This is a genomic window from Tabrizicola sp. (assembly GCF_031377265.1).
Classification (GTDB): Bacteria; Pseudomonadota; Alphaproteobacteria; order Rhodobacterales; family Rhodobacteraceae; genus JAUYQR01.
This window is the reverse complement of sequence record NZ_JANMET010000078.1, coordinates 1-23375: the sequence shown is the minus strand read 5'-3', so window position 1 is coordinate 23375 and position 23375 is coordinate 1. Positions and strand designations below refer to the sequence as shown.

The 23375-nt window shown below is 64.9% G+C and carries 23 protein-coding genes and 1 tRNA gene; 17 read left to right on the top strand and 7 right to left on the bottom strand.

The window, feature by feature from the left end; genetic code table 11:
* The 13 genes from RMO18_RS04770 to RMO18_RS04710 all read left to right on the top strand — a co-directional run.
* A partial coding sequence (locus RMO18_RS04770) for a cold shock domain-containing protein (protein ID WP_309664250.1) occupies positions 1-205 on the top strand: 205 nt, incomplete at its 5' end.
* 20 nt (positions 206-225) lie between these two features.
* Positions 226-663 (top strand): DUF192 domain-containing protein, encoded by a 438-nt coding sequence (locus tag RMO18_RS04765; protein WP_309664255.1) that lies wholly within the window; start codon positions 226-228, stop codon positions 661-663.
* Positions 664-726: 63 nt separating this feature from the next.
* Positions 727-803 (top strand) — tRNA-Pro (locus tag RMO18_RS04760).
* Between the two features lie 179 nt (positions 804-982).
* Entirely contained in the window at positions 983-2389 is a 1407-nt protein-coding gene (locus RMO18_RS04755) for a protein adenylyltransferase SelO family protein (protein WP_309664249.1), read from the top strand.
* A 143-nt stretch (positions 2390-2532) separates the two neighbouring features.
* Complete coding sequence (locus tag RMO18_RS04750; protein ID WP_309664248.1) at positions 2533-3726, top strand: glycine C-acetyltransferase; 1194 nt, start codon at positions 2533-2535, stop codon at positions 3724-3726.
* Between the two features lie 8 nt (positions 3727-3734).
* Complete coding sequence (gene tdh, locus RMO18_RS04745; protein WP_309664253.1) at positions 3735-4760, top strand: L-threonine 3-dehydrogenase; 1026 nt, start codon at positions 3735-3737, stop codon at positions 4758-4760.
* Positions 4761-4839: 79 nt separating this feature from the next.
* The gene (locus tag RMO18_RS04740) at positions 4840-5427 is read left to right on the top strand and encodes an aminodeoxychorismate/anthranilate synthase component II (protein WP_309664247.1); all 588 of its coding nucleotides are present in this window, start codon (positions 4840-4842) and stop codon (positions 5425-5427) included.
* Entirely contained in the window at positions 5424-6437 is a 1014-nt protein-coding gene (trpD, locus tag RMO18_RS04735; RefSeq protein WP_309664246.1) for an anthranilate phosphoribosyltransferase, read from the top strand. Before RMO18_RS04740 ends, trpD begins: the two co-directional genes overlap by 4 nt.
* An 11-nt stretch (positions 6438-6448) precedes the next feature.
* A complete protein-coding gene (gene trpC, locus RMO18_RS04730; protein WP_309664244.1) occupies positions 6449-7261 on the top strand; it encodes an indole-3-glycerol phosphate synthase TrpC in 813 nt (270 codons plus the stop codon).
* On the top strand, positions 7258-7752 hold the full coding sequence (moaC, locus tag RMO18_RS04725; protein WP_309664243.1) for a cyclic pyranopterin monophosphate synthase MoaC: 495 nt from the start codon (positions 7258-7260) through the stop codon (positions 7750-7752). Before trpC ends, moaC begins: the two co-directional genes overlap by 4 nt.
* Positions 7749-8918, top strand: coding sequence for a molybdopterin molybdotransferase MoeA (locus RMO18_RS04720; protein ID WP_309664241.1), 1170 nt, complete (start codon positions 7749-7751; stop codon positions 8916-8918). The genes moaC and RMO18_RS04720 overlap by 4 nt, the downstream gene beginning before the upstream one ends.
* Positions 8919-9023: 105 nt before the next feature.
* Positions 9024-9710 (top strand): transcriptional repressor LexA, encoded by a 687-nt coding sequence (gene lexA / locus RMO18_RS04715; RefSeq protein WP_309664239.1) that lies wholly within the window; start codon positions 9024-9026, stop codon positions 9708-9710.
* Complete coding sequence (locus RMO18_RS04710) at positions 9710-10222, top strand: DUF5680 domain-containing protein (RefSeq protein WP_309664237.1); 513 nt, start codon at positions 9710-9712, stop codon at positions 10220-10222. The genes lexA and RMO18_RS04710 overlap by 1 nt, the downstream gene beginning before the upstream one ends.
* Here RMO18_RS04710 and RMO18_RS04705 read toward each other — a convergent pair.
* Entirely contained in the window at positions 10198-11880 is a 1683-nt protein-coding gene (locus RMO18_RS04705; RefSeq protein ID WP_309664235.1) for a ComEC/Rec2 family competence protein, read from the bottom strand. The genes RMO18_RS04710 and RMO18_RS04705 overlap by 25 nt on opposite strands.
* Positions 11850-12389 carry a hypothetical protein gene (locus RMO18_RS04700; RefSeq protein WP_309664233.1) on the bottom strand — a complete coding sequence of 180 codons (540 nt, stop codon included), beginning with the start codon at positions 12387-12389 and terminating at the stop codon, positions 11850-11852. The genes RMO18_RS04705 and RMO18_RS04700 overlap by 31 nt, the downstream gene beginning before the upstream one ends.
* A gap of 23 nt (positions 12390-12412) precedes the next feature.
* Here RMO18_RS04700 and gltX point away from each other — a divergent pair, with 23 nt between their 5' ends.
* On the top strand, positions 12413-13828 hold the full coding sequence (gene gltX / locus RMO18_RS04695) for a glutamate--tRNA ligase (RefSeq protein ID WP_309664232.1): 1416 nt from the start codon (positions 12413-12415) through the stop codon (positions 13826-13828).
* A gap of 104 nt (positions 13829-13932) precedes the next feature.
* Positions 13933-15222, top strand: a complete 1290-nt coding sequence (gene gltA / locus RMO18_RS04690) for a citrate synthase (protein ID WP_309664231.1) — start codon at positions 13933-13935, stop codon at positions 15220-15222.
* Between the two features lie 43 nt (positions 15223-15265).
* On the opposite strand, the gene aguB is transcribed toward gltA, so the two are convergent.
* The 4 genes from aguB to RMO18_RS04670 form a co-directional block, all read right to left on the bottom strand.
* Positions 15266-16147 carry an N-carbamoylputrescine amidase gene (gene aguB, locus RMO18_RS04685; protein WP_309664230.1) on the bottom strand — a complete coding sequence of 294 codons (882 nt, stop codon included), beginning with the start codon at positions 16145-16147 and terminating at the stop codon, positions 15266-15268.
* 86 nt (positions 16148-16233) lie between these two features.
* On the bottom strand, positions 16234-17289 hold the full coding sequence (locus tag RMO18_RS04680) for a DUF2235 domain-containing protein (RefSeq protein ID WP_309664252.1): 1056 nt from the start codon (positions 17287-17289) through the stop codon (positions 16234-16236).
* A 4-nt stretch (positions 17290-17293) separates the two neighbouring features.
* The gene (locus tag RMO18_RS04675; RefSeq protein WP_309664229.1) at positions 17294-19564 is read right to left on the bottom strand and encodes a xanthine dehydrogenase family protein molybdopterin-binding subunit; all 2271 of its coding nucleotides are present in this window, start codon (positions 19562-19564) and stop codon (positions 17294-17296) included.
* A gap of 96 nt (positions 19565-19660) precedes the next feature.
* Positions 19661-20806 (bottom strand): type III PLP-dependent enzyme, encoded by a 1146-nt coding sequence (locus RMO18_RS04670; protein WP_309664228.1) that lies wholly within the window; start codon positions 20804-20806, stop codon positions 19661-19663.
* 213 nt (positions 20807-21019) lie between these two features.
* Between RMO18_RS04670 and RMO18_RS04665 the strand changes: the two genes are divergently transcribed.
* Positions 21020-21451 (top strand): Lrp/AsnC family transcriptional regulator, encoded by a 432-nt coding sequence (locus RMO18_RS04665; RefSeq protein WP_309664227.1) that lies wholly within the window; start codon positions 21020-21022, stop codon positions 21449-21451.
* A 3-nt stretch (positions 21452-21454) separates the two neighbouring features.
* On the opposite strand, the gene RMO18_RS04660 is transcribed toward RMO18_RS04665, so the two are convergent.
* Positions 21455-22063 (bottom strand): TetR/AcrR family transcriptional regulator, encoded by a 609-nt coding sequence (locus RMO18_RS04660; RefSeq protein ID WP_309664225.1) that lies wholly within the window; start codon positions 22061-22063, stop codon positions 21455-21457.
* A gap of 128 nt (positions 22064-22191) precedes the next feature.
* Between RMO18_RS04660 and RMO18_RS04655 the strand changes: the two genes are divergently transcribed.
* Positions 22192-23375, top strand: a 1184-nt coding sequence (locus RMO18_RS04655) for a class I tRNA ligase family protein (protein WP_309664223.1), incomplete at its 3' end; no start/stop codon positions are given.

Here is a 23375-nt window from a genome sequence, read left to right as displayed (position 1 = left end):
GTTTGACAAAATCAAAGGCTTCGGTTTTGCCAATGTGTTTGGAAAATCGGAAGATGTGTTCATTCACATCGAGGTTTTGCGGGTGTCCGGCTTTGCCGATCTGATCACCGGCGAGGCCGTGGCGTTGCGCATCGTAGACGGTAAACGCGGTAGAATGGCAGTGCAGGTGGTTCCATGGGAAACGGTAGCGCGCGACAAGGATTGATCGCCTTGGGCTTTTGGTCCATGGCGGCAGCGGCGCAGGCCGACGCCCCCTGTGCGGCCGGGCGGGTCGATCTGCGGTGGGACGGCGGGCGCGAAAGCTTTGCCGTCGAGGTGGCCGATGATGGTGCTGAGCGCGCCCTCGGCCTGATGAATCGCGAAAGCATGGATCTGTCGGCGGGGATGCTGTTTGTCTACGAAGCGCCACGCCGGGCGCAGTTCTGGATGAAGAACACCTTGATTCCGCTGGATATGATCTTTGCTGATGCCACCGGGCGGGTAACAAGGGTGCATTCCAATGCGATTCCCGGCGATCTGACGCCAATCGATGGCGGACGGGGCGTGACGTTCATACTGGAAATCAACGGCGGGCTGGCAGCTAGGCTTGGCATCGCCGAGGGCGCCGAATTGCGCCATCCGGCGGTGCCCGGGGCGACCGCTGTCTGGCCTTGCACAGAGTGATCTTCGATCTTGTGCAGAGTGAGGCTTTTCAAGCCGGGAAAAGCCCTGTAGAGGGTCCTTCGTCGGGGCGTAGCGCAGCCTGGTAGCGCGACGGTTTTGGGTACCGTAGGTCGAGAGTTCGAATCCCTCCGCCCCGACCACTTCTTTCTTTTGGCGAATGAACGGCCTGCCGGTGCACTGCCGGCTGGCGCTGGAGGGTTTCACACCCTCCAGACCTCCCGTGGGATATTTGGCGAAGAGGAAGCCTGATCCGTTGATGGCGGCGGCCTTGTGGGAGATGATCTGGGGCCCTATCCTACAGGGCGATGGAGCGTGCCCGATGACCTTTGCATTCGACAACAGCTATGTGCGCGATTTGCCCGGCACCTATCTGCGCCAGCCCCCGGATGTGGCCCCTGCCCCGCAGCTTTTGGTGCTGAACCGGCGACTTGCGGCTGATCTTGGGCTGGAGATCACCGAGGCCGAGGCGCAGGCGTGGTTTTCCGGGGCCGCGGTTCCTGTGGGGGCCGAGCCGGTGGCGCTGGCCTACGCGGGGCATCAGTTCGGCGGGTTTTCACCGCAGCTGGGCGACGGGCGGGCGCATCTTCTGGGCGAGGTGCTGGGGCCGGACGGGCGGCGCTGGGACATTCAGCTGAAAGGCTCGGGGCGCACGCCATTTTCGCGCGGCGGTGATGGCAAGGCGGCAGTGGCGCCTATGCTGCGGGAATATCTGATTTCGGAGGCGATGGCGGCGCTTGGGGTGCCGACCACGCGGTCATTGGCGGTGGTGGCCACGGGCGAGGAGGTGGCGCGCGAGGTGGGCCTGCCCGGCGCGGTGCTGGCGCGGGTGGCGGCGAGCCATCTGCGGGTGGGCACGTTCCAGTTCTTTGCCGCGCGGGGTGAGACCGCGCAGGTCAAGGCGTTGGCCGATTACGCGATGGCGCGGCATTACCCGGAGCTTGGCGGCGCCGAGCAGCCGTATCTGGCGTTCTTTGAGGCGGTGATCGGGCGGCAGGCGGCGCTGATTGCGGGCTGGATGGGCCTTGGGTTTGTGCATGGGGTGATGAACACCGACAATATGGCGATCTCGGGCGAGACGATCGACTATGGGCCATGCGCGTTCATGGAAGGCTATGCGCCGGAGACGGTGTTTTCCTCGATCGACCGGACCGGGCGCTATGCCTATGAGAATCAGCCGGTGATCCTGGGCTGGAACCTGGCACGGCTGGCCGAGGCGCTGTTGCCGCTGTTTGATGCGGACGGCGAGCGGGCGGTGGATCTGGCGAATGCGGCGCTGGAGGGGATTGCCGGGCGGTATCGGGCGGCGTGGCTGGCGGTGATGCGGGGCAAGCTGGGGTTGGCGGGCGAGGACGCGGGCGATGGCGCGCTGGTGGACGATCTTTTGGCGGCGATGGCGGGGGCGGACTGGACGCTGACCTTTCGGCGGCTGGGCGATGAGGCCGCGTTACGGCCGCTGTTCGCCGATTTCACAGCGATGGCCGCGTGGTTGCCACGCTGGCGGGCGCGGACGGATGCGGGGTCGCTGGCGCGGATGGCGGCGGTGAACCCGGCGGTCATTCCGCGCAATCATCAGGTGGAGGCCGCGCTGGCGGCGGCCACGGCGGGGGATCTGGCGCCGTTCGAGGCTTTGCTCGCGGCGGTGCAGGCGCCGTTTGCGGAGCGCGAGGGCTTCATGCTGCCCGCGCCGACCGGTTTTGGGCCTTATGTAACCTTTTGCGGGACGTGAGGTGGGGCCTTCTGCCCCCCTCGCCCGTTCCGGGCTCACCCCCCCGAGGATATTTTGTGAAGAGGAAGCCGTTGCGGGGCGATGACATCACGACGGGGCTGTGAAACTCTGCGGTCATACGGCGGGCTGGCGGGGGGCTGGGGATGGCGGATCGGGCGGAGTTTCTGGAGCATGTGGCGGGAGTGCTGCGCGGGATCGAGGCCGAGGGCCTGACCAAGCGCGAACGCTTGATCACCGGTGCGCAAGGGGCGCATGTGGCGATGGCGGGGCGGCAGATGCTGAACCTCTGCGCCAACAATTACCTTGGGCTGGCGGATGATGCGCGGCTGATCGCGGCGGCGGAGGCTGCCATGCGCGACCATGGCTTCGGCTTGGCCTCGGTGCGGTTCATCTGCGGCACGCAGGATATTCACCGGGCGCTGGAGACGCGGTTGGCGGCCTATCTGGGGCAGGACGACGCGATTTTGTTTGCGGCGTGTTTTGATGCCAATGGCGGGTTGTTCGAGCCGCTGTTCGGGGCCGAAGATGCGATCATCTCGGACAGTCTGAACCATGCCAGCATCATTGACGGCATCCGCCTCAGCAAGGCGCAGCGCTATCGCTATGCCAATTCCGACATGGCCGATCTGGAGGCGCAGTTGCAGGCGGCGCGGGCGGCGGGGGCGCGGCACGTGCTGATCGCCACCGACGGTGTGTTTTCAATGGACGGGTATTTTGCCAAGCTGGCGGAAATTCGCGCGCTGGCGGACAAGTATGGGGCGATGGTGATGGTGGATGATTGCCACGCCACGGGTTTTGTCGGGCCGCAGGGGCGCGGCACGCCGGCGCGGGCGGGGGTGAGCGTGGAGATCATCACCGGGACGTTGGGCAAGGCGCTGGGCGGGGCTTTGGGTGGCTATATCGCCGGGCCGCAGCCGGTGATCGACCTGTTGCGCCAGCGCGCGCGGCCGTATCTGTTTTCCAACGCGCTGCCGCCGGCGGTGGTTGGCGCGGCGCTGGTGGCGCTGGACATCATCGAGGCGGCGGATGATCTGCGGCAGCGGCTGGCGGACAATGCCGTCTATTGGCGCGCGGGGCTGGCGGATGCGGGGTTTGACCTGCTGGCGGGGACGCATCCGATCATCCCGGTGATGCTGGGCGAGGCGAAGCTGGCGCAAGCGATGGCGGCGGCGCTGGCCGGGCGCGGCGTGCATGTGGCGGGGTTCTTCTTTCCGGTGGTGCCGAAGGGTGCGGCGCGGATCCGCACGCAGATGAATGCGGCGCTGACGCGGGATGATCTGGATTTCGGGCTGGAGGCGTTTGCCAGCGCGGGCAAAGCCGTGGGGGTATTGGCATGACCAACGAGATGAAGGCGCTGGTGAAGGCGCGGGCGGAGCCGGGCCTGTGGATGGAGCGGCGGCCGGTGCCCGAGATCGGGCCGGATGACGTGCTGATCAGGATCACCAAGACCGGGATTTGCGGGACGGATATTCACATCTGGAACTGGGACGAGTGGGCGGCGCGGACGGTGCCGGTGCCGCTGGTCACCGGGCATGAATTTGCCGGGGTGGTTGTCGAGGTGGGGCGCGATGTCACCGATGTGATGGTGGGCCAGCGCTGTTCCGGCGAGGGCCATCTGATCGGCAAGACCAGCCGGCAAAGCCGATCAGGCCGGTTCCATCTGGACCCAGAGACGCGCGGCATCGGGGTGAATGAACCCGGCGCCTTTGCGCAATATCTGCGGCTGCCCGCGTTCAACGTGGTGCCGTTGCCGGATGCGATTGATGACGAGATCGGTGCGATCCTCGACCCTTTGGGTAATGCGGTGCACACGGCGCTGAGTTTCGATCTGATCGGCGAGGATGTGCTGATCACCGGGGCGGGGCCGATCGGCATCATGGCGGGGGCGGTGGCGCGGCATGTGGGCGCGCGGCATGTGGTGATCACTGACGTGAACCCCGCAAGGCTGAAGCTGGCCGCCGAGGTGGCGGATGTAACCCCGGTCAACGTGGCCGAGGAAGATCTGCGCGATGTGATGCACCGCCTGAAGCTGGTGCAGGGCTTTGACGTGGGCATGGAGATGAGCGGCAATCAGGCCGCGCTGGACCAGATGGTCGAGGCGCTGGTGATGGGGGGCCGGATCGCGATGCTGGGCATTCCGCCGGGGAAAAGCCCGGTGGACTGGAGCCGGATCGTATTCAAGGCGATCACCATCAAGGGCGTCTACGGGCGCGAGATATTCGAGACCTGGTACAAGATGATCGCCATGCTGGAAAACGGGCTGGATATCCGCAAGGTGATTACCCACCGCTTCGGGGTAGATCAGTTCGAAGCGGGGTTCGCGGCGATGCGGTCGGGCCAATCGGGCAAGGTGGTGCTGGACTGGCGCTGACATCTGCCGGCCCGCCTGCGGTTTACAGCCGCTGGGCGATGCGCGATAAGACCACGACCTCCGGAACGCGGTGACCCAGATGCTGCTTTTGATCGATAACTACGACAGCTTTACTTACAACCTTGTCCATTATCTGGGCGAGTTGGGCGCGGATGTCGTGGTCAAGCGCAATGATGCGCTTGAGGTGCAGGACGCGATCGCTCTGCGGCCTGAAGTGATCGTGCTGTCGCCCGGACCGTGTGATCCGGCGGCTGCGGGCATCTGCCTGCCGCTGACCAAGGCCGCGGCCAGCGCGGGAATTCCGCTCTTGGGGGTGTGCCTTGGGCATCAGACGATTGGCGAGGCGTTTGGCGGCAAGGTCGTGCGCTGCCACGAGATCGTGCATGGCAAGATGGGCACGATGCATCATTCCGGCATTGGCGTATTCCGTGGCCTGCCCTCGCCCTTTGCGGCCACGCGCTATCATTCGCTGATCGTGGAGCGCGAGAGCCTGCCGGCGGAGCTGGAAGTGACAGCCTGGCTGGAGGATGGCACGATCATGGGGTTGCGGCATCGCCAGCACCTGATTGAGGGGGTGCAGTTTCACCCCGAGAGCATCGCTTCGGAGCACGGGCACCAGGTGCTGCGCAACTTTCTGGACGAAGCGCGGGCGCGCGTGCCGGCATGAGCGATATCCTCAAACCCCTGATTGGGATTGCGGCCAGCCGTGCGTTGACGCGTGCCGAGGCGGAGGCGGCGTTTGGCGCGCTGTTCGACGGGCAAGGCACGCCCGCACAAATGGGCGGCTTTCTGATGGCGCTGCGCACCCGGGGTGAGACGGTGGATGAATATGCCGCCGCAGCCACTGTGATGCGCGCCAAGTGCAATCCGGTGCTGGCACCAGCGGGCGCGATGGACATTGTCGGCACCGGTGGCGATGGCAAGGGCACGCTGAACATCTCTACCGCGACGGCGTTTGTGGTGGCGGGCGCGGGGGTGGTGGTGGCCAAGCATGGCAATCGCAACCTGTCGTCGAAATCCGGGGCGGCGGATGCGCTGACCGAAATGGGACTGAACGTGATGGTCGGCCCCGAGGTGGTGGAGCGCTGTCTGCGCGACGCCGGCATCGGCTTTATGATGGCGCCGATGCACCACCCGGCGATCCGGCATGTGATGCCGGTGCGGGCGGAACTGGGGACGCGGACGATCTTCAACATCCTGGGGCCGCTGACCAACCCGGCGGGGGTGAAACGGCAGTTGACCGGGGCGTTTTCGGCCGCGCTGATCCGCCCGATGGCCGAGACGCTGCTGGCCTTGGGCACCGAGCGCGCCTGGCTGGTGCATGGCGGCGACGGGACGGACGAGATTTCCATCGCAGCACCTACGCAGGTGGCCGCCGTCGAAGGCGGGGTGGTCGTCGAATTCGAAGTGCACCCGGAGGATGCGGGTCTGCCGGTGCATGCCTTCGAGGCGATTTTGGGCGGCACGCCCGCCGAAAACGCGGCGGCGTTCCGCGCGCTTTTGGATGGTGCGGAGGGGGCTTACCGCGATGCGGTGCTGCTGAATGCGGCGGCCGCCCTTGTGGTGGCGGATCGTGCGCCTAGTTTGAAGGACGGCGTGGCCATGGCCCGCAGTTCCATTGATTCCGGCGCAGCGCGCGCCAAGGTTGACGCGCTGCGCCGCCTGACCAACGCCTGATCGGACCCCTGATGAGCACCATTCTAGACCGGATCAAGACCTACAAGCTGGAGGAGGTGGCCGCGCGCAAGGCCGCGCGCCCCTTGGCCGAACTGGAGGCCGCCGTTGCCGCAGCCGCCCTGCCGCGCGGCTTTGCCCGGGCGCTGAAGGAAGCGACCAAGGTCGGCTATGGTTTGATCGCCGAAATCAAGAAAGCCAGCCCCTCCAAGGGCTTGATCCGCGCGGATTTCGACCCGCCTGCGCTGGCGCAGGCCTATGAGGCGGGGGGCGCCACCTGTCTTTCGGTGCTGACCGATGCGCCGTCATTTCAGGGGGCGGACGCGTTCTTGCTGGCCGCGCATGCCGCGACAAAGCTGCCCTGCCTGCGCAAGGATTTTCTCTATGACCCCTGGCAGGTGACGGAATCGCGGGCGCTGAACGCCGATTGCATCCTGATCATCATGGCGTCGCTGTCGGATGCGCAGGCGGCGGAACTGGAAGCAGCGGCGATCGAGCTTGGCATGGACGTGCTGATCGAGGTGCATGACGAGATGGAACTGGAGCGTGCGGCGCGGTTGAAATCGCCGCTGATCGGCATCAACAACCGCAACCTGCACACCTTCGAGGTGACGCTGGAGACGACGCGGCGGCTGGCGCGGCTGGTGCCAGAAGATCGGCTGATCGTGGCCGAAAGCGGGCTGTTTGCGCCCGCCGATCTGGCCGATCTGGCGCAATACGGCGCGCGCTGTTTCCTGATCGGTGAAAGCCTGATGCGCCAGGCCGATGTGGCCGAAGCGACGCGGACCATTCTGGCACGACCGCTGACTGCGCAGGGCGGGCTATGAGCGGGTCCGACAAGCCGGGGCTGTCGCATTTCGATGACCGGGGTCAGGCGCATATGGTTGATGTGTCGGGCAAGGCGGTGACTGACCGGGTCGCGGTGGCCGAAGGCTTCGTGCGGATGAGTGCGGCGACGCTGGCGCTGATCACGGAAGGCCGCGCCAAGAAGGGTGATGTGCTGGCCGTGGCGCGGCTTGCGGGCATCATGGCGGCCAAGCGGACGGCGGATCTGATCCCACTGTGCCACCCGTTGCCGGTGACCAAGGTGGCGGTGGAACTGGTGGCCGATCCGGCCCTGCCGGGGGTGCGGATCGAGGCCACGGTCAAAACCTCGGGCCAGACCGGGGTGGAGATGGAGGCGCTGACTGCGGTGTCGGTGGCGGCGCTGACCGTCTATGACATGGTCAAAGCAGTAGAGAAATCCTTGGTGATCGAAGGCGTCAGGCTGTTGCTGAAAGATGGCGGAAAATCGGGCCTTTACGAGGCGAAGCCGTGATTTCGGTTGAAGCGGCGCTGGCGCAGTGTCTGGCGCTTGCAACCCCACTGGCGCAAGAGACGGTGCCGCTTGCCGCCGCGCATGGCCGCTGGATGTGCCGGCCTGCCGTGGCGCGGCGCGACCAGCCGCCGTTCGCGGCCTCGGCGATGGATGGGTATGCGGTTGCGGGCGATCCGGGGCCTGGTGCCAGCTTTGTGCTGATCGGCGAGGCTGGTGCGGGGCATGCGTTTGTAGGCGCGGTTGGTCCGGGCGAGGCGGTGCGAATCTTCACCGGTGCGCCAGTGCCGCAGGGTGCGACGCGGGTGATCATCCAGGAGGATGTGGCGGTCGATGGCACGCGGACTACCGTGAAACCGGGGGCTGACGCGGGGCTGCATATCCGCCCGCTGGGGCAGGACTTCCGGGTGGGTGACAGCCTGTCGCCGCGGCGGTTGCGGGCCAATGACCTGGCGCTGCTGGCGGCGATGAATGTGGCAGGGGTGCCGGTGACCCGCCGCCCGGTGGTGGCGATCATTGCCACTGGCGACGAGCTGGTGATGCCGGGCGAGGTGCCGCGACCGGACCAGATCATCGCGTCCAACAGCTTTGCGCTGAAGGCGCTGGCCGAGGCCGAAGGCGCAGAGGCGCGTCTGTTGCCGATTGCGCGCGACAATATGGCCGAGCTGGCACTGGTGCTGGACCTTGCGTCGGACGCCGATCTGATTGTCACGATCGGAGGAGCCTCGGTCGGTGACCATGATCTGGTGGGCCGGGTCGCGGGGCTGGAGCACGCGTTCTGGAAAATCGCGATGCGGCCGGGCAAGCCGTTGATGGCCGGACGGCTGAAGGGCGTGCCGTTGCTGGGCCTGCCGGGCAACCCGGTGTCGGCGATTGTCTGCGGGCATCTGTTCCTGCTGCCGATGATCCGGGCGATGCTGGGCCAGGGGGCTGTGCCGCCCTTGGCCCGCCGTGCCCGGCTGGGTGCCGATGTGGCCGCGAACGGGGCGCGTGCGCATTACATGCGGGCGCGGCTGACCGAGGGCGAAGATTTGCCTCTGATCACTCCGTTCGAGCGGCAGGATTCGGCGCTGTTGTCGATTCTGGGCGAGGCGGATGCGCTGCTGATCCGCCCGGTGGATGACGGGCCGCGCCGCGCAGGCGAGATTGTCAGCTATCATTCGATCTGACGCATCATCTGCCGGGGCCATCTGCCGGGGGCCGCGAGAAATGCTTGACACAAACCGGGAACACGGGCAGAACATTGTGTTAACACCTATTGGGGGGACCCGGTCATGTTGACGCGCAAGCAGTTGGAACTTCTGGATTTCATCAAGAACCGGATGGACCGGGACGGGGTACCGCCCTCGTTCGACGAGATGAAGGATGCGCTGGACCTGCGGTCGAAATCCGGCATTCACCGGCTGATCACGGCGCTGGAGGAACGCGGCTTCATCCGCCGGCTGGCCCACCGCGCCCGCGCGCTGGAAATCATCAAGCTGCCTGAGGCGATGGAAAAGCCGGGCTTTTCGCCCCGGGTGATTGCAGGCGACCGGATCGATCCGCCGCGCGGTGCAATGCCGGTTGACACGATCCATGCCATGGAACTGCCGGTGATGGGCCGGATTGCCGCTGGCGTGCCGATCGAAGCGATTTCCGAAGTGTCGCATCATGTGACGGTGCCGGGTTCGATGCTGTCGGGCAAGGGCCAGCACTATGCGCTTGAAGTCAAAGGCGATTCGATGATCGACGCAGGCATCAACGATGGCGATATCGTGGTGATCCGCGAGCAAGCCACCGCCGAGAATGGCGATATCGTGGTGGCGTTGGTCGAAGACCATGAGGCAACGCTGAAACGCTTTCACCGCAAGGGCGGGATGATCGCGCTGGAGGCGGCGAACCCGGCCTATGAGACGCGGGTGTTCCCTGACCATCTGGTCAAGGTGCAAGGGCGTCTGGTGGGCCTGATCCGCAGCTATTGATGCCAGAGCTTTGGATTCGGGCGCCTGAGATTCGGGGGCCTGAGATTCGGGGGCTTGAGGCCTTTGTCGTGGCGGCCAAGGCAGCCTGCTATGTGGGCAAGGGCCAGTCCTGCCGAGCGTCGTGGCGGGGGGCGCATGATCTGCGCCATGCCGAAGGACCGTGGTCCTATCTGGACAGCTATTTCGGTGGCACGGATTTCCTGGGGCAAGAGGTGGTCTGGCATCGGGGCCGACCTGTCTGGGCGATGAATTACCACGGAGCCATCCTGAATGACGCCGCGATCACCGCTGCCGAGGCGGGCGAGGTGATCCGCGCTGCACTGTCGGCGTTGTATCGTGAGGGGCGGTTCCTAGGCGGTTTTCGGTACCGCCATAGCGACTTTACCTATGAGGACACCACGACAGGCAGCGTTGATGCGTTCACCGGGCGCGAGACGATCAGCAGTGACGCCGGGCGCGATACCGAGGTTGTCTATCATCTGGTGTATCATGGTGGGTTGATCCGGGCCTGATCGGCGGCGGTCACCGCCAGAGGCGGGTCTTGGCCTGAGAGGCTGGGAAACGGGCGCGCCGCCGTTATCTTGCCCGACCAGATGCGCGACTGCGCCTTGGTCTTTACCACCTTCGGCCCCTCAGAACCCGGCCAGAACGCCAAAGGCCCGGTTTCCCGCAGCAACAGCTGGTCGATCAGGCGGCAGTCCGGCGGGATAACCTCGGCCTCCTCTGCCAGGATCACGAGCGCGCCAGTGGCACAAGCCGGGGCAAGGCGGTCAAGCGCGCCTTTGCCCGAGATCGCCACGGCCTTGTCCGCGCCGATGGTAAACCACACCTCGCCCTTGATGCCGGTAAAGCCCGGGCGCGCGGCGGCCAGCTTTTGATCCGCCAGATCGCCATCATCCTCCAGCCAGTTCTGCGCCGCAAAGCCACCGCCCGACGCCGCCGACAGCGCGCGGCCCTCTGGCCCGATCAGGCCCAAAAGCTTGCCATCCGCTGAGATGATCAGCGGCGGCCGTTCGGCCTGCGTCCACAACGCGAAGGCCGCAGCCAATGCGGCCACGCCCACCAGTTGCGCCCTGCCCCGCCACAGGATGATCCAGATCCCGCCCAGCGTGATTAGCGGCATCACCCAGGGCCCCGGGGTCGGGATGGCGGTGACCGCGCCGTCCAACCCCGCGATCCAATGCGCGACCCAGAGAATCCAGGCCGACCCCTGCTGCATCACCCAAAGCGCGGGGCCAGCCAGGCCGATCGGAGCGAGAAGCGCCGCGACCGCCCCCGCAGGCATCACCACGGCCCCCATCACCGGCACGGTCAACAGATTGGCCAGCAGGCCATAATCGGTAAAGCGGTTGAAATGCGCGGCGGCGTAAGGCGCGGTGGCAAAGCCCGCGATGACGGAACTGAACACCAGCATGAAGGCGGGCACCGTCCACCTTGGCATGCGTTCGCGCAAGACGGCACGATCCAGCACGGCAAAGCCCGCGATCAGCGCCACGGTGGCGGCGAAAGACATCTGGAAACCCGGCTCCGTCAGGCTTTCGGGCCGGGCGATGAGCAGGATGATCCCCGCGATTGACACGGTGCGCAGGGTCAGTGCCCGGCGGTCCAGCAGCACTGCCCCCAGCATCACCGACACCATGATGAAGGCGCGTTCGGTGGCAACGTTGGAGCCCGACAGCAGCAGATAGAACAGCGCCACGCCAAAGCTGACCCCGGCCGCGACCTTTTTGGTGTTCACCCGCAGCGCCACCGGCGGGATCAGCGCCAGGCCATAACGGATCAGACCAAAGACAAAGGCCACGAGGAAGGCCATGTTCATTCCCGAAATTGCCAGAAGGTGCGCCAGCGAGCTGTCACGCAGCGCCTTTACCGTGTCCTGGGTGATGGCAGAGCGGTCGCCAGTCATTGCCCCGGCGGCGAAAGCACCGGCCTGGCCCGGCATCTCGGCCAGCATGGCTTGGGTCAGGTAGCTGCGCAGGCGGCTGATCACCGCCTCACCGGCGACCGGTTCTTCCAGCAAAAGCAGGGGCGTGCGGGAATAGCCGACCGCGCCAAGCTGCTGGAAAAACGCCATGCGGCGGAAATCGAAGCCGCCCGGTTCCACCGGGCCTTCGGGGGCAGAGAGAAAGGCGGTCAGGATCACACCTGCCCCGGCGACGGCTTTAGCCACGGCTGGTCGCCCTGTAGCGACACCCGCACCCTGACGGGCGTGCGCGCCGGAGACACCTCGCGCAGCACCACTTGGTCGAGCGTCAGGCGCAGCGCATCAGATTGCGAGCGGTCGATGTCGACGATGCGGCCTTCAACGGGGCCGTAATAGCGCCAGTCCAGCATCGGGGAGGCTTGCAGATTGGCGCGCACGCCCGCCGCGATCCAGCCCGCCGCAACGCAGGCAACCGCTATGGCCAGCGGATGCAGCAGATCAGGGCCCCGCAGACGGATGGCAAAGCCAAGGCCAACAAGGCCGGCGGCAACGGTGTAGGTGGCCAGGACAGGTTCGGTCGCAACCGCAAACCAGACCGCGATGCCGATGCCGATGAACACCGGAATCCACGGAAACAGGCTGCCGCGCGCCTGCAACAGAGCGTGGAACGGCCAGCCGAGAATGCGCATCAGGGCCGCCACCTTGTTTCCCGCCTTGCGATTGCCTAAACACGAGGGCCAGCCTAGCGCTGTCATGGTTTCTGAAAGGTTAACCGCTTATGTCCGCTGCATCGGAACCTCAGGTCGTCACCCGGTTTGCACCTTCGCCGACGGGCTATCTGCACATCGGCGGCGGGCGGACGGCACTGTTCAACTGGCTTTATGCCCGTGGCCGCGGCGGTAAATTCTTGCTGCGGATCGAGGATACCGACCGCGAAAGATCTACGCCCGAGGCGACGGCAGCGATCCTGAAAGGATTGACGTGGCTCGGCCTTGACTGGGACGGCGAGGTGGTCAGCCAGTTCGAGCGCCGCGACCGTCATGCCGAGGTGGCGCATGAGATGCTTGCACGAGGAACGGCTTACAAGTGCTTTTCCACGCAAGAAGAAATCGCCGCGTTCAGGGCTGCGAAAGAGGCCGAGGGCGCATCTTATGCGGTGTTCCTCAGCCCGTGGCGCGATGCTGATCCGACCGGCTACCCCGACGCGCCCTATGTGATCCGGATGCGGGCGCCGCGCACCGGCGAGACGGTGATCGTGGATGAAGTGCAAGGCCGGGTGGTGATCAAGAACGAAACGCTGGACGACATGATCGTGCTGCGGTCCGACGGGACACCGACCTACATGCTGGCGGTGGTGGTGGATGACCATGACATGGGGGTGACACATGTGATCCGCGGTGATGATCACCTGAACAACGCAGCGCGCCAGCAGATGGTCTATGACGCGATGGGCTGGCGGATTCCGGTCTGGGCGCACATCCCGCTGATCCACGGGCCGGATGGCAAGAAGCTGTCGAAACGCCACGGCGCGACCGGGATCGAAGAGTATCAGGCGATGGGCTATCCGGCGGCGGGGATGCGCAACTATCTGACGCGGCTGGGCTGGGCGCAGGGCGACGCCGAGATTTTCAGCACCGAGGAGGCGGTGCAGATGTTCGACCTGAAGGGCATCGGGCGGGCCCCGGCGCGGCTGAATTTTAAGAAGTTGGAAAACACTTGCGGGCATCATATCGCGATGATGGACAATGCCGCGCTGCTGCATGAACTGGAAGGCTACCTTGCAGCTGCGGCGCAACCGGCGCTGACGCCGGCGCAGCATGATCGGGTGGCAAACGCCCTGCCCGCCGTGAAAGATCGTGCGAAGACCTTCCCGGACCTCATTGAAAAACTGCAGTTTTCATTGATTTCGCGACCGGTCGTGGCGGACCCGCTGGCAGCGGCGACGCTGGATTCGGTATCCCGTGGTATACTGCGTGAATTGACGCCGCGCCTGCAAAATGCTAGCTGGACGAAAGAGGCGCTGGAACCCATTCTGGCTGATGCTGCGGCCGCGCACGGAATTGGTTTCGGCAAACTTGCGGCACCGTTGCGCGCGGCCATTGCGGGCAAAACTGTTACGCCGAGCGTCTACGACATGATGCTGGTCATCGGTCGGGACGAGACGGTTGCAAGGTTGACCGACGCTGCGCAGTGACGCAGCGGACCCGGCCTTGAAGGCACCCGGAGTTGGGTGCAGGATATTCGCCACGGGCCCGCCCCTGCCACATGGGCGGCCCGCCAAACCGGGGATGAGAAGACATGACCGACAAAGTCGCCAAGCTGAGCCTGAACGGAAGCACCTATGATCTGCCGGTGCTTTCCCCGACGCTCGGGCCGGATGTGCTTGATATTCGAAAGCTTTATGGCGAAGCGGATGTGTTCACCTTTGATCCGGGCTTCACCTCGACGGCCGCTTGCGAAAGCGCCATCACCTTTATCGACGGCGACAAAGGTGAGCTGTTGCACCGTGGCTATCCGATCCAGCAACTGGCGGAAAAGTCGACCTACCTTGAGGTCTGCTATCTGCTTTTGTACGGCGAGCTGCCAACCCCGGCGCAATTGGCCGATTTCAGCGCGCGGGTGACCAACCACACGATGGTGCATGAACAGATGCACTACTTCTTCCGTGGGTTCCGGCGCGACGCGCACCCGATGGCGACGATGGTGGGCGTGGTTGGCGCGATGGCTGCGTTCTATCACGACAGCACCGATATCAACGACCCCTGGCAGCGCGAGGTTGCCGCGATCCGGATGATCGCGAAACTGCCGACGATTGCCGCGATGGCGTTCAAGTACTCGGTCGGGCAGCCGTTCGTATATCCAAAGAATTCATTGGATTACGCGGGTAACTTCCTGCACATGTGTTTTTCGGTTCCGGCCGAGGACTATGTGGTGAATCCGGTTCTGGCCAAGGCGATGGACCGGATCATGATGCTGCATGCTGACCACGAGCAGAACGCCTCCACCTCGACCGTGCGGCTGGCGGGATCGTCCGGGGCCAACCCGTTTGCCTGCATCGCTGCCGGTATTGCCTGCCTTTGGGGCCCGGCGCATGGCGGCGCGAACCAGGCCGCGCTGGAGCAGTTGCGCCAGATCGGATCGGTCGACAAGATCCCGGAATTCATCAAGATGGCCAAGGACAAGACTTCCGGCGTCCGCCTGATGGGATTTGGTCATCGGGTCTACAAGAACTTTGACCCGCGCGCGACGGTGATGAAGCAAAGCGCGGATGAGGTGCTGGATCTGTTGGGCGTCCATAACAACCCCACGCTGCAAGTGGCCAAGGAGCTGGAGCGGATTGCGCTTGAGGATGATTACTTCATCTCCAAGAAGCTGTATCCGAACGTCGATTTCTATTCCGGCATCATCCTGGATGCGATGGGCTTTCCAACCGCGATGTTCACCCCGATCTTTGCGATTGCCCGCACCGTCGGCTGGATTTCGCAGTGGAAAGAGATGATCGCCGAAAAGAACCAGAAGATCGGCCGCCCGCGCCAGCTGTACGTTGGGCCGGCCAAGCGGGATTATGTGGATCTGCGGCACCGCTGATGCCCGCACGCCGGAATTCGCCGCGAATTCCGGCGTGAACCCCTCAGGACATCGGTGCGGCGCCGTCAAACGTTGCAAGGCGGCCATAGGTTTCCGGCCGACGGTCGCGGAACAGCCCCCAGCTGGCCCTAAGTTCGGCAATGGCAGCAAGATCGAAGCTGGCGGTAAGAACCGCCTCGTCGCCGCGCGAGGCTTTGGCGACGATCTGCCCGGTGTGATCGCAGAGGAAGGATGATCCGTAGAAGGTGACATCCCGGCCTTCGGGCGCGACCTCGGTGCCGATGCGGTTCGAGGCGATCACCGGCAGAATGTTCGCGGCAGCATGACCGCGCATCACGGTTTCCCAATGCGGCTGGCTGTCATACCCCGGCGCTGGCGGTTCCGAGCCGATGGCGGTGGGATAAAGCAGCAATTCGGCCCCCATCAGCGCCATCGCGCGGGCGCATTCCGGGAACCACTGGTCCCAGCAAATGCCCACTCCAATGCGGCCAAAGCCCGTCTCCCACACCCGAAAACCGGTATCGCCGGGCGAGAAGTAGAACTTCTCCTCGTATCCCGGCCCCTGGGGGATGTGACTTTTGCGGTAGATCCCGAGGGCGCGTCCATCGGCATCAAGCATCGCCACCGAGTTGAAATACGCCTGCCCCGCGCGTTCAAAGAACGACAGCGGCAGCACGACGCCCAACTCGCGCGCAAGGGCGGCAAAGCGGGCAATCAGCGGGTGCCCGTCAGCTGCGGCTGCGAGGGCAAAATATTCGGGCCGTTGCGTGATGCAGAAATACGGCGTGGCAAACAGTTCCTGGATCAGGATTACTTCCGCGCCCTGAGCCGCGGCCTGACGCACCAGTGCCTCGGCGCGGTCGGCGTTGGCGGGCAGGTCCCAGCTGCAGGCGAATTGGGTGGCGGCGACAGTGACAGTCTTCATCGGCGGCTCCGGATACACTGGCGAAGCGGGGGTTTTCCACCCCCGGCACCCCCGAGAGTACTTGACCAAAGAGCAAGCCAGAAGACCTATTCGGCGGGAAATCCGGGAAGCCAGCGAGCGCCGAGCTGTTGGCTGACCGAGGAATGCAGCCGTTCAGAGCGATCGGCGCCGACAACGCGCGGGCGGCGGAACAGAAAGGCCTTGCCCCAGCTGCGCCAGGTGCCGACCATTGGGGCGGTCGGATCGCAGGGAAACCGCGCATGCCAGCCAGTGGGGAGCGCCAGGCCGACAGCTTCCGCCCGTTCCAGCATCCAGACCAAGGGAATGTTGGCCAAGGGCCGGGCGGCGGCGAAATCACCGATCTGGCCGCCGATATCGCCATGCGCACCGCGAAACCAGACCTGTTCGATGTTGCCCTCCCACCCCGGCGGGCAGTCCCACAGCACGGGGGCAAAGGCGAGGCGCGTCTCGTTCAAGGCAAGGGCGTGAAAGCCGTGGCGGATCGATGCGCCGAGGTGGTGGTTGTGAAAGGCGTGCGCTTCGCGCGACAGCATCCAGAAGAATGGCAGTCGCAGGCCGAGGGCCTTGACGGTATCCCAGACACCGACGACTTCGATCGGGGTTTCGAGGTGGCAAAACCGGCGGGCGAAGGCGCGGGCGGTTGGGCTGTCGGGGTTGCGTTCGTAGTGGCGCCAGGCAAGTTGCACGCCGCGTTCGGTGGCATGATCACGTTTGAGCAGCCCGATGCGGTCAATCACCCCGGCCAGCGAGCGCACCGCATAGGCCCCCCGCGAATAGCCGAACAGAAAGATCCGGTCGCCCTCGCGGTACTGGCTGGCCAGCCAGCCGTAGGCCCGGCGGATTTGCGCGTTGACGCCGCGCCCCTCGATCAGGGCGAGGCCCTTGAGCCAGCCCTCCCACTGCATTCCGGGTTCGTAGTACACGCGGCGGTGGACATGGATGCCGTCTTCGCGCAACAGCTGAAACAGGCGCCCAGCATTGCTTTGCATGCCTTCGGCAAGCGAGGACATGGTGCCATCGAGGATCACCACATGATCCACCGACCCGCGCGCCCGGCCCGGTTCAGGCGGGGCGGCAGGTTCGACGGCGGCAACCGGGCCACGCCGGAGCCAGCTGCGCAGGCGGTCAAAGAGTGCCGTGGCGTGCCTCCTCGATCAGGGTCCAGAGCCGCAGGGGGGTGAACGGCATCTCGACATGGGTCACGCCAAGTGGGGCCAGCGCATCGCGCACCGCGTTGGAAATGGCCGCCAGCGCCCCGACGGTGCCCGCCTCGCCACAGCCTTTCATGCCAAGCGGGTTGGTTCGGGTGGGGATGCCGCGTTCCGCGAAAGTGATCATCGGCAGATCGTCGGCGCGGGGCAGTGCATAGTCCATCAAACTTCCCGTGAGAACCTGGCCCGCGTCATCCTGCACCAGCCATTCGGTGACCGCCTGACCGTAGCCCTGGGCGATGCCGCCATGCACCTGGCCTTCGACCAGATTGGGGGCCACCAGCACGCCGAAATCGTCCACCACGGTGTAGCGGTCCAGCGTCAGATGGCCGGTTTCGGGATCAATCTCCACCTCGGCCACATGGGCGCCGTTGGGGAATGAGCGACCGTTCAGCCGGATGCGTTCGGCCCGGTCGATCAGATCGGTGCGGCCACGGGTGCGGGCCAGTGCTGCAGCCTCGGGCAAGGTCAGGCGCAGGTTGGTGCCGGGGGCGCCAAAGCGGTGGTCCTGGAAAGTCACATCACCGACACCCCAGTCTTGCGCGAGGAAATCAGCCAGCGCCTTGAGCATCGCCGTTACCGTGGCCTTAGTGGCGGTGCCCTGTACGGTGACGGAGCGCGAGCCGCCGGTGCCGCCGCCCTTGGCGATGCGGTCGCTGTCGCCTTCGACGATACGCACCAGCACGGCCTCGATCCCCGTCGCTTCGGATACCATGCGGGCATAGACGCTTTCGTGGCCCTGCCCGTTGGACTGGGTGCCGACAAAAAGCGTGGCGCCACCGTCATCATCCAGCACCAGCCGCGCGGTTTCGGAGGCATCGCCAAGGATTGCCTCGATGTAGGAGGCAACGCCAAGGCCGCGCATCCGGCCGCTGGCGCGGGCCTTTGCGGCGCGGGCTGGAAAACCGGCCACATCGGCGGTCAGCGACACCGCATCCAGCAAGCCTGCGAAATCACCGACATCGATGCTTTCGCCCGCAATGGTGCGGTGCGGAAAGCTGCGGATCACGTTCTTTTGCCGCAGGGCCACCGGATCGGTGGCAAGGGCGCGGGCGGCCTCGTCCATCACCCGTTCGATCGTCAATATCGCCTCGGGCCGCCCCGCGCCGCGATAGGCGTCGATGGGGACGGAGTTGGTATAGACACCGATGGCGCCGAGTGAAGCCACGGGAACCTCATAAACTCCGGTCAGGACCTTGGAGAACAGCTCCGTCTGGATCGCCTGCCCGAACTGCGAATTGTAGGCACCGAGGTTGGACACAAGGTTAACGCGGTAGCCGGTGATGCGGTGGTTGGCATCAAAGCCGATTTCAGCGCGGGCGATCAGGTCACGCCCGGCATTGTCGGTCAGCATCGCCTCGCTGCGGGTGGAAATCCATGCCACCGGGCGGCCAAGCTGGCGGGCGGCTTCGGCGATCACCACGTATTCAGGATAGGTCATCGCCTTCATGCCAAAGCCGCCGCCGACATCAGGGTTGGTCACCCGGACCTGATCACGCGGCAGGCCCAGCATCCGGCTAAGCTCATTGCGCTGGGTCCACACCCCCTGGCCGTTCACGCACAGATGCAGGCGGCTGCCATCCCATTCGGCAAAGGCGGCGCGCGGTTCCATCGGGGCGGCGGTGACCCGGTTGTGCGTGACATCCAGTGCAATCACATGCGCAGAGGCGGCGAAGGCGGCTGCAACCCCGGCTTCGTCGCCAATCACGTAGTCGAAGGCAAGGTTGCGGGGGGCCTCAGCGTGCAGGGACGGCTCTTCAGGTTCAAGATGAAGGATGGCTTCCAAGGGGCTGATATCGAACTTAATAAGATCAATCGCGTCCTGTGCTGCGTCAAGCGTTTCAGCCACCACTACGGCCATTGCCTCACCCACGAAACGCACCCGGCCCCTGGCCAGAACCGGGCGTTCCGGTGCGGCCCCTTTGCCGCCATCACGGGTTTCGATCTGTTCGCCCTTCATCCCCAGCTTGACGCCAGCGGCCTTCAGGTCGGCTGCGGACAGTACCAGATGCACCCCCGGCGCGGCCCGCACGGCGGTCAGGTCCAGCGCGCGGATCTCGCCATGCGGGTGGTCCGAGCGCAGGAACACCGCATGCAGCGCGCCCTTGGGCACCAGATCGGCGACGTAGCGCCCGGTTCCGGTCAGAAACCGAAGATCCTCACGCCGAAGCAGTGGTTGAGCCATGCCAAATTTCATGCAGTCGCCTCCATCCTGCAAACGCTAAGCGCCCGGCGGGAAATGTCCAGCCGGGCGCTTGATTTGGTCAGCGATTTGGTTGCTTTAGAGCCTTAGTCCCAGAACTGTCGCAAGCTGCAGTTCGCCGAAGCCGTTGAAGCGGGTGTTGGTGACGGTGGAGTAGGACCCCATGCCATGCCAGATCACGTAATCGCCCTCGGCGATGTCGGCGGGCAGTGGCAGTTCCCCCGGCAGACGGTCGACCGAATCACAGGTCGGGCCAAACACGATGCGGGGCTGGATGTCGCCACTGCGCCGGGTGCCGTCGGCGGTCAGCACTTCCATCCGGTCAATCACGCCGATCATCGGCAATTCGGTGAGCGTGCCGTAGACCCCATCATTCAGGAACACATGCGTGCCATCGCGCACCGCTTTGACCCGTGCAGCGAGCGAGAACGCATCGCCGCAAAGGGCCCGACCCGGCTCGCAGACCAAAAGCGGGCGGTCAGCGCCGAAGGCTTCGGTGGCAACGCGGTCGATCAACTGGAACGTGGTCTCCAGCTGCGGCACGATGGCCGCCAGTCGGTGGTTCGGAAAGCCGCCGCCGACGTTCAGCCGCGCGATGGTGACACCGGCGTTGGCGGCAATCACTGCTGCCTCGCGGATGTAGAATTCCCACGCAGCGGGATCGGTGCACTGCGTACCGGGGTGAAAGGTCAGCGACGGGATGTAGCCGGCCTCAGCCACGTCCTTCAGCAGGTCCACCGCCACTTCGGAGGTGGCACCGAACTTGGCGCCGAAATTGTAAGCAGCACCGGCGACCGGCAGCTTGAAGCGCACCGAGATTTCACTGCCTTCGGCTGGAACCATGCGGATCAGCTTTGCCAGTTCAGATTTCGAATCAACGCTGTAGGATTTCACCCCCTGCGCCACCGCGAATTCAATCTCGTGGATCGCGCGCACCGGGTTGTTGTAATGAATCGCTGCATCCGGGGCCAACCGGCGGATCAGGTCGATCTCATATGGCGACGCGCAGTCATAGCCACGAATGCCCGCTGCGGCGAGGTTTTCAACCATCGCTTCGCCGGGGTTGGATTTCACCGCATAGGTGACCATGCCGGGAAAGCCGTCGATAAACCGACGCGCTGCCGCCTGAGCAGCCGAGGGCGCAAAGAACAGCACGGGGTTTTCCGGCTGTTGCGTGCGGAGGAATTCGGTCGGATTGGTCCAGATCGTTTTGGACAGTCCCATCGGCGTGATCCTTTCTGCCAACAAGACGCGAGCCCTCCTCCGGTTGCACCCGGCGGCAGCAGCTAGCGTGGTTTTTTCCAACCAGGCCAGGTGCGTATGAGCCGCCCTTTTCCTGCAACTGAGGATGGCTCATATGGGTTACAACTTCACCGAACAAAACTCTATAATTGACGTGAAACGTCGTTATAATGACGGAAAAGGTGGGCATAATGTATGGATGAGCTGGATCGCAACATTCTGGGGCTGCTGGGGGCCGATGCACGAATGTCGGTGGCCACGTTGTCGCGGCGGCTGAAGGTGGCGCGGTCGACGATTCAGGCGCGGCTGGAGCGGCTGGAGACGTCGGGCGTGATCGCGGGCTACACGCTGAAGCTGGGCGAAGGCGCGCGCGAAGGGCGGCTCCGGGCGTCGGTTCTGCTGACGATCGAGCCGCGTGCGCAGGCGGCGGTGTTGACCCGACTGAAGTCGATTGCCGAGATCGAGCGGGTGTTTACCACTAGCGGGCGGTTCGATCTGTTGATGCAGATCGCCTGCCCGAACACGCAAGTGCTGGATCAGGTACTGGATCAGATCGGCGCGATGACCGGGGTAAAGGGATCGGAAAGCCTGATCCATCTGAGCACCAAGATCGACCGGGCGGTCTGATCCTCAGGTGCTGTCTGGACGATGCGCGCCGCTGGGAAAGCTGCGTTTCATCGCCGCGGCCAGTGCCCGGTCGCGGTCTGCGGGTTGCATGCGGGCCAGCGCGGGCAACTGCCCGGACATCAGCAGATCGGCCAGACCATGCGCGCCGGCCCAAACGGCGGGGATATCGGAGTCATTGCCGCCGGCAGTGCGGGTTATTGCAAGCAGGTGCTGGTAGGAAGCCTGCGCGACGGCAAGAAACCCCGGATCTTCGCGGTTGATCCGTGCCGAGGTGAAAATCAGCCGGAACAACGCGGGATGCGCCATGGCAAAGTCGATGTAGCCCAGCCCGGCCCCCGCCAGCTGCGACACGGGATCGGCCGAGGCCGAAGCCTCGCGCCGAAGCTGGAAGCCAAGGAACCGGCGGAACCCGTCAGCCGCCAATGCAGTCAGCAGACCGCCAGTGTCGCCGAAGTGATGCGCCGGGGCTGCGTGACTGACGCCCGCCCGCTTGGCCACGGAGCGCAACGAAAACGCTTCGACGCCGCGGGCGACCAATTCCTGTTCTGCAGCGTCAAGCAGGGCCGCGCGCAGATCACCGTGGTGATATGGCTTTTGTTCCGGTTGGGTCATCGACGTGGCATAGCAGCCGACCGGCAGCCTGTCAAAACGGGCGCGTGCTGGCCTGCCTGACGCTTATCTGATGCTTCCCCTTCCCGCCGCGTCGCGGTAGAACGCCCCGAACCAAGGGGACGCTGCACATGCCGATGGAAAAGACCTTCAACGCCGCCGAGGCCGAAGCCCGGATTTACGCTGCGTGGGAGGCATCGGGTGCCTTCAAGGCCGGGGCCAATGCGCGGCCGGGTGCAGAGGCATTTTCCATCGTGATCCCGCCGCCGAACGTGACCGGGTCGCTGCACATGGGGCATGCGTTCAACAACACGTTGCAGGACATTCTGACGCGCTGGCACCGGATGCGGGGGCATGACACGCTATGGCAGCCCGGCATCGACCATGCCGGGATCGCCACGCAGATGGTGGTTGAGCGGGAACTGGCACTGTCCCAACAGCCGGGCCGCCGCGAACTGGGGCGTGAGGCGTTCACCGCCAAGGTCTGGGAACAGAAGGTCAAATCTGAGGCGACGATTCTGGGCCAGTTGAAGCGGCTGGGGGCATCCTGCGACTGGTCGCGCACCGCGTTCACCATGGACGATAACTTTCATGACGCGGTGATCAAGGTCTTTGTCGATCTTTACAACAAGGGCCTGATCTATCGCGGCAAGCGGCTGGTGAACTGGGACCCGCATTTCGAGACGGCGATTTCCGACCTTGAGGTCGAGAATATCGAGGTTGCGGGCAATATGTGGCACTTCAAGTACCGCCTCGCGGGCGGGGAAACCTATGAATACGTTGAGAAAGATGAAAACGGCGCGGTGACGCTGCGCGAGATGCGGGATTACATCAGCATTGCGACCACCCGGCCCGAGACGATGCTGGGCGACGGCGCGGTGGCGGTGCATCCGTCGGACGCGCGCTATACGCCGATCATCGGCAAGATGGTGCATTTGCCGCTGTGCGACCGATTGATCCCGATCATCACCGATGAATACCCCGATCCGTTGTTCGGGTCGGGTGCCGTGAAAATCACTGGGGCGCATGATTTCAACGATTATGCGGTGGCCAAGCGCAACGCGATCCCCTGCTACCGGCTGATGGACACGCGCGGCGCGATGCGGGCCGATGGCGCGCCCTATGCCGACGCCGTTTTGCGCGCGCGGGCGATTGCGGCGGGGGCGGCGACGACCGAGGCCGAGGTCGACAGTCTGAACCTGGTGCCGGAGAAGTACCGGGGGTTGGACCGGTTCGAAGCGCGCAAGGCCGTGGTGGCGGACATCACCGCGCAAGGGTTGGCGGTGACCACGCTGGTGAAAGAGATCGACCCCGA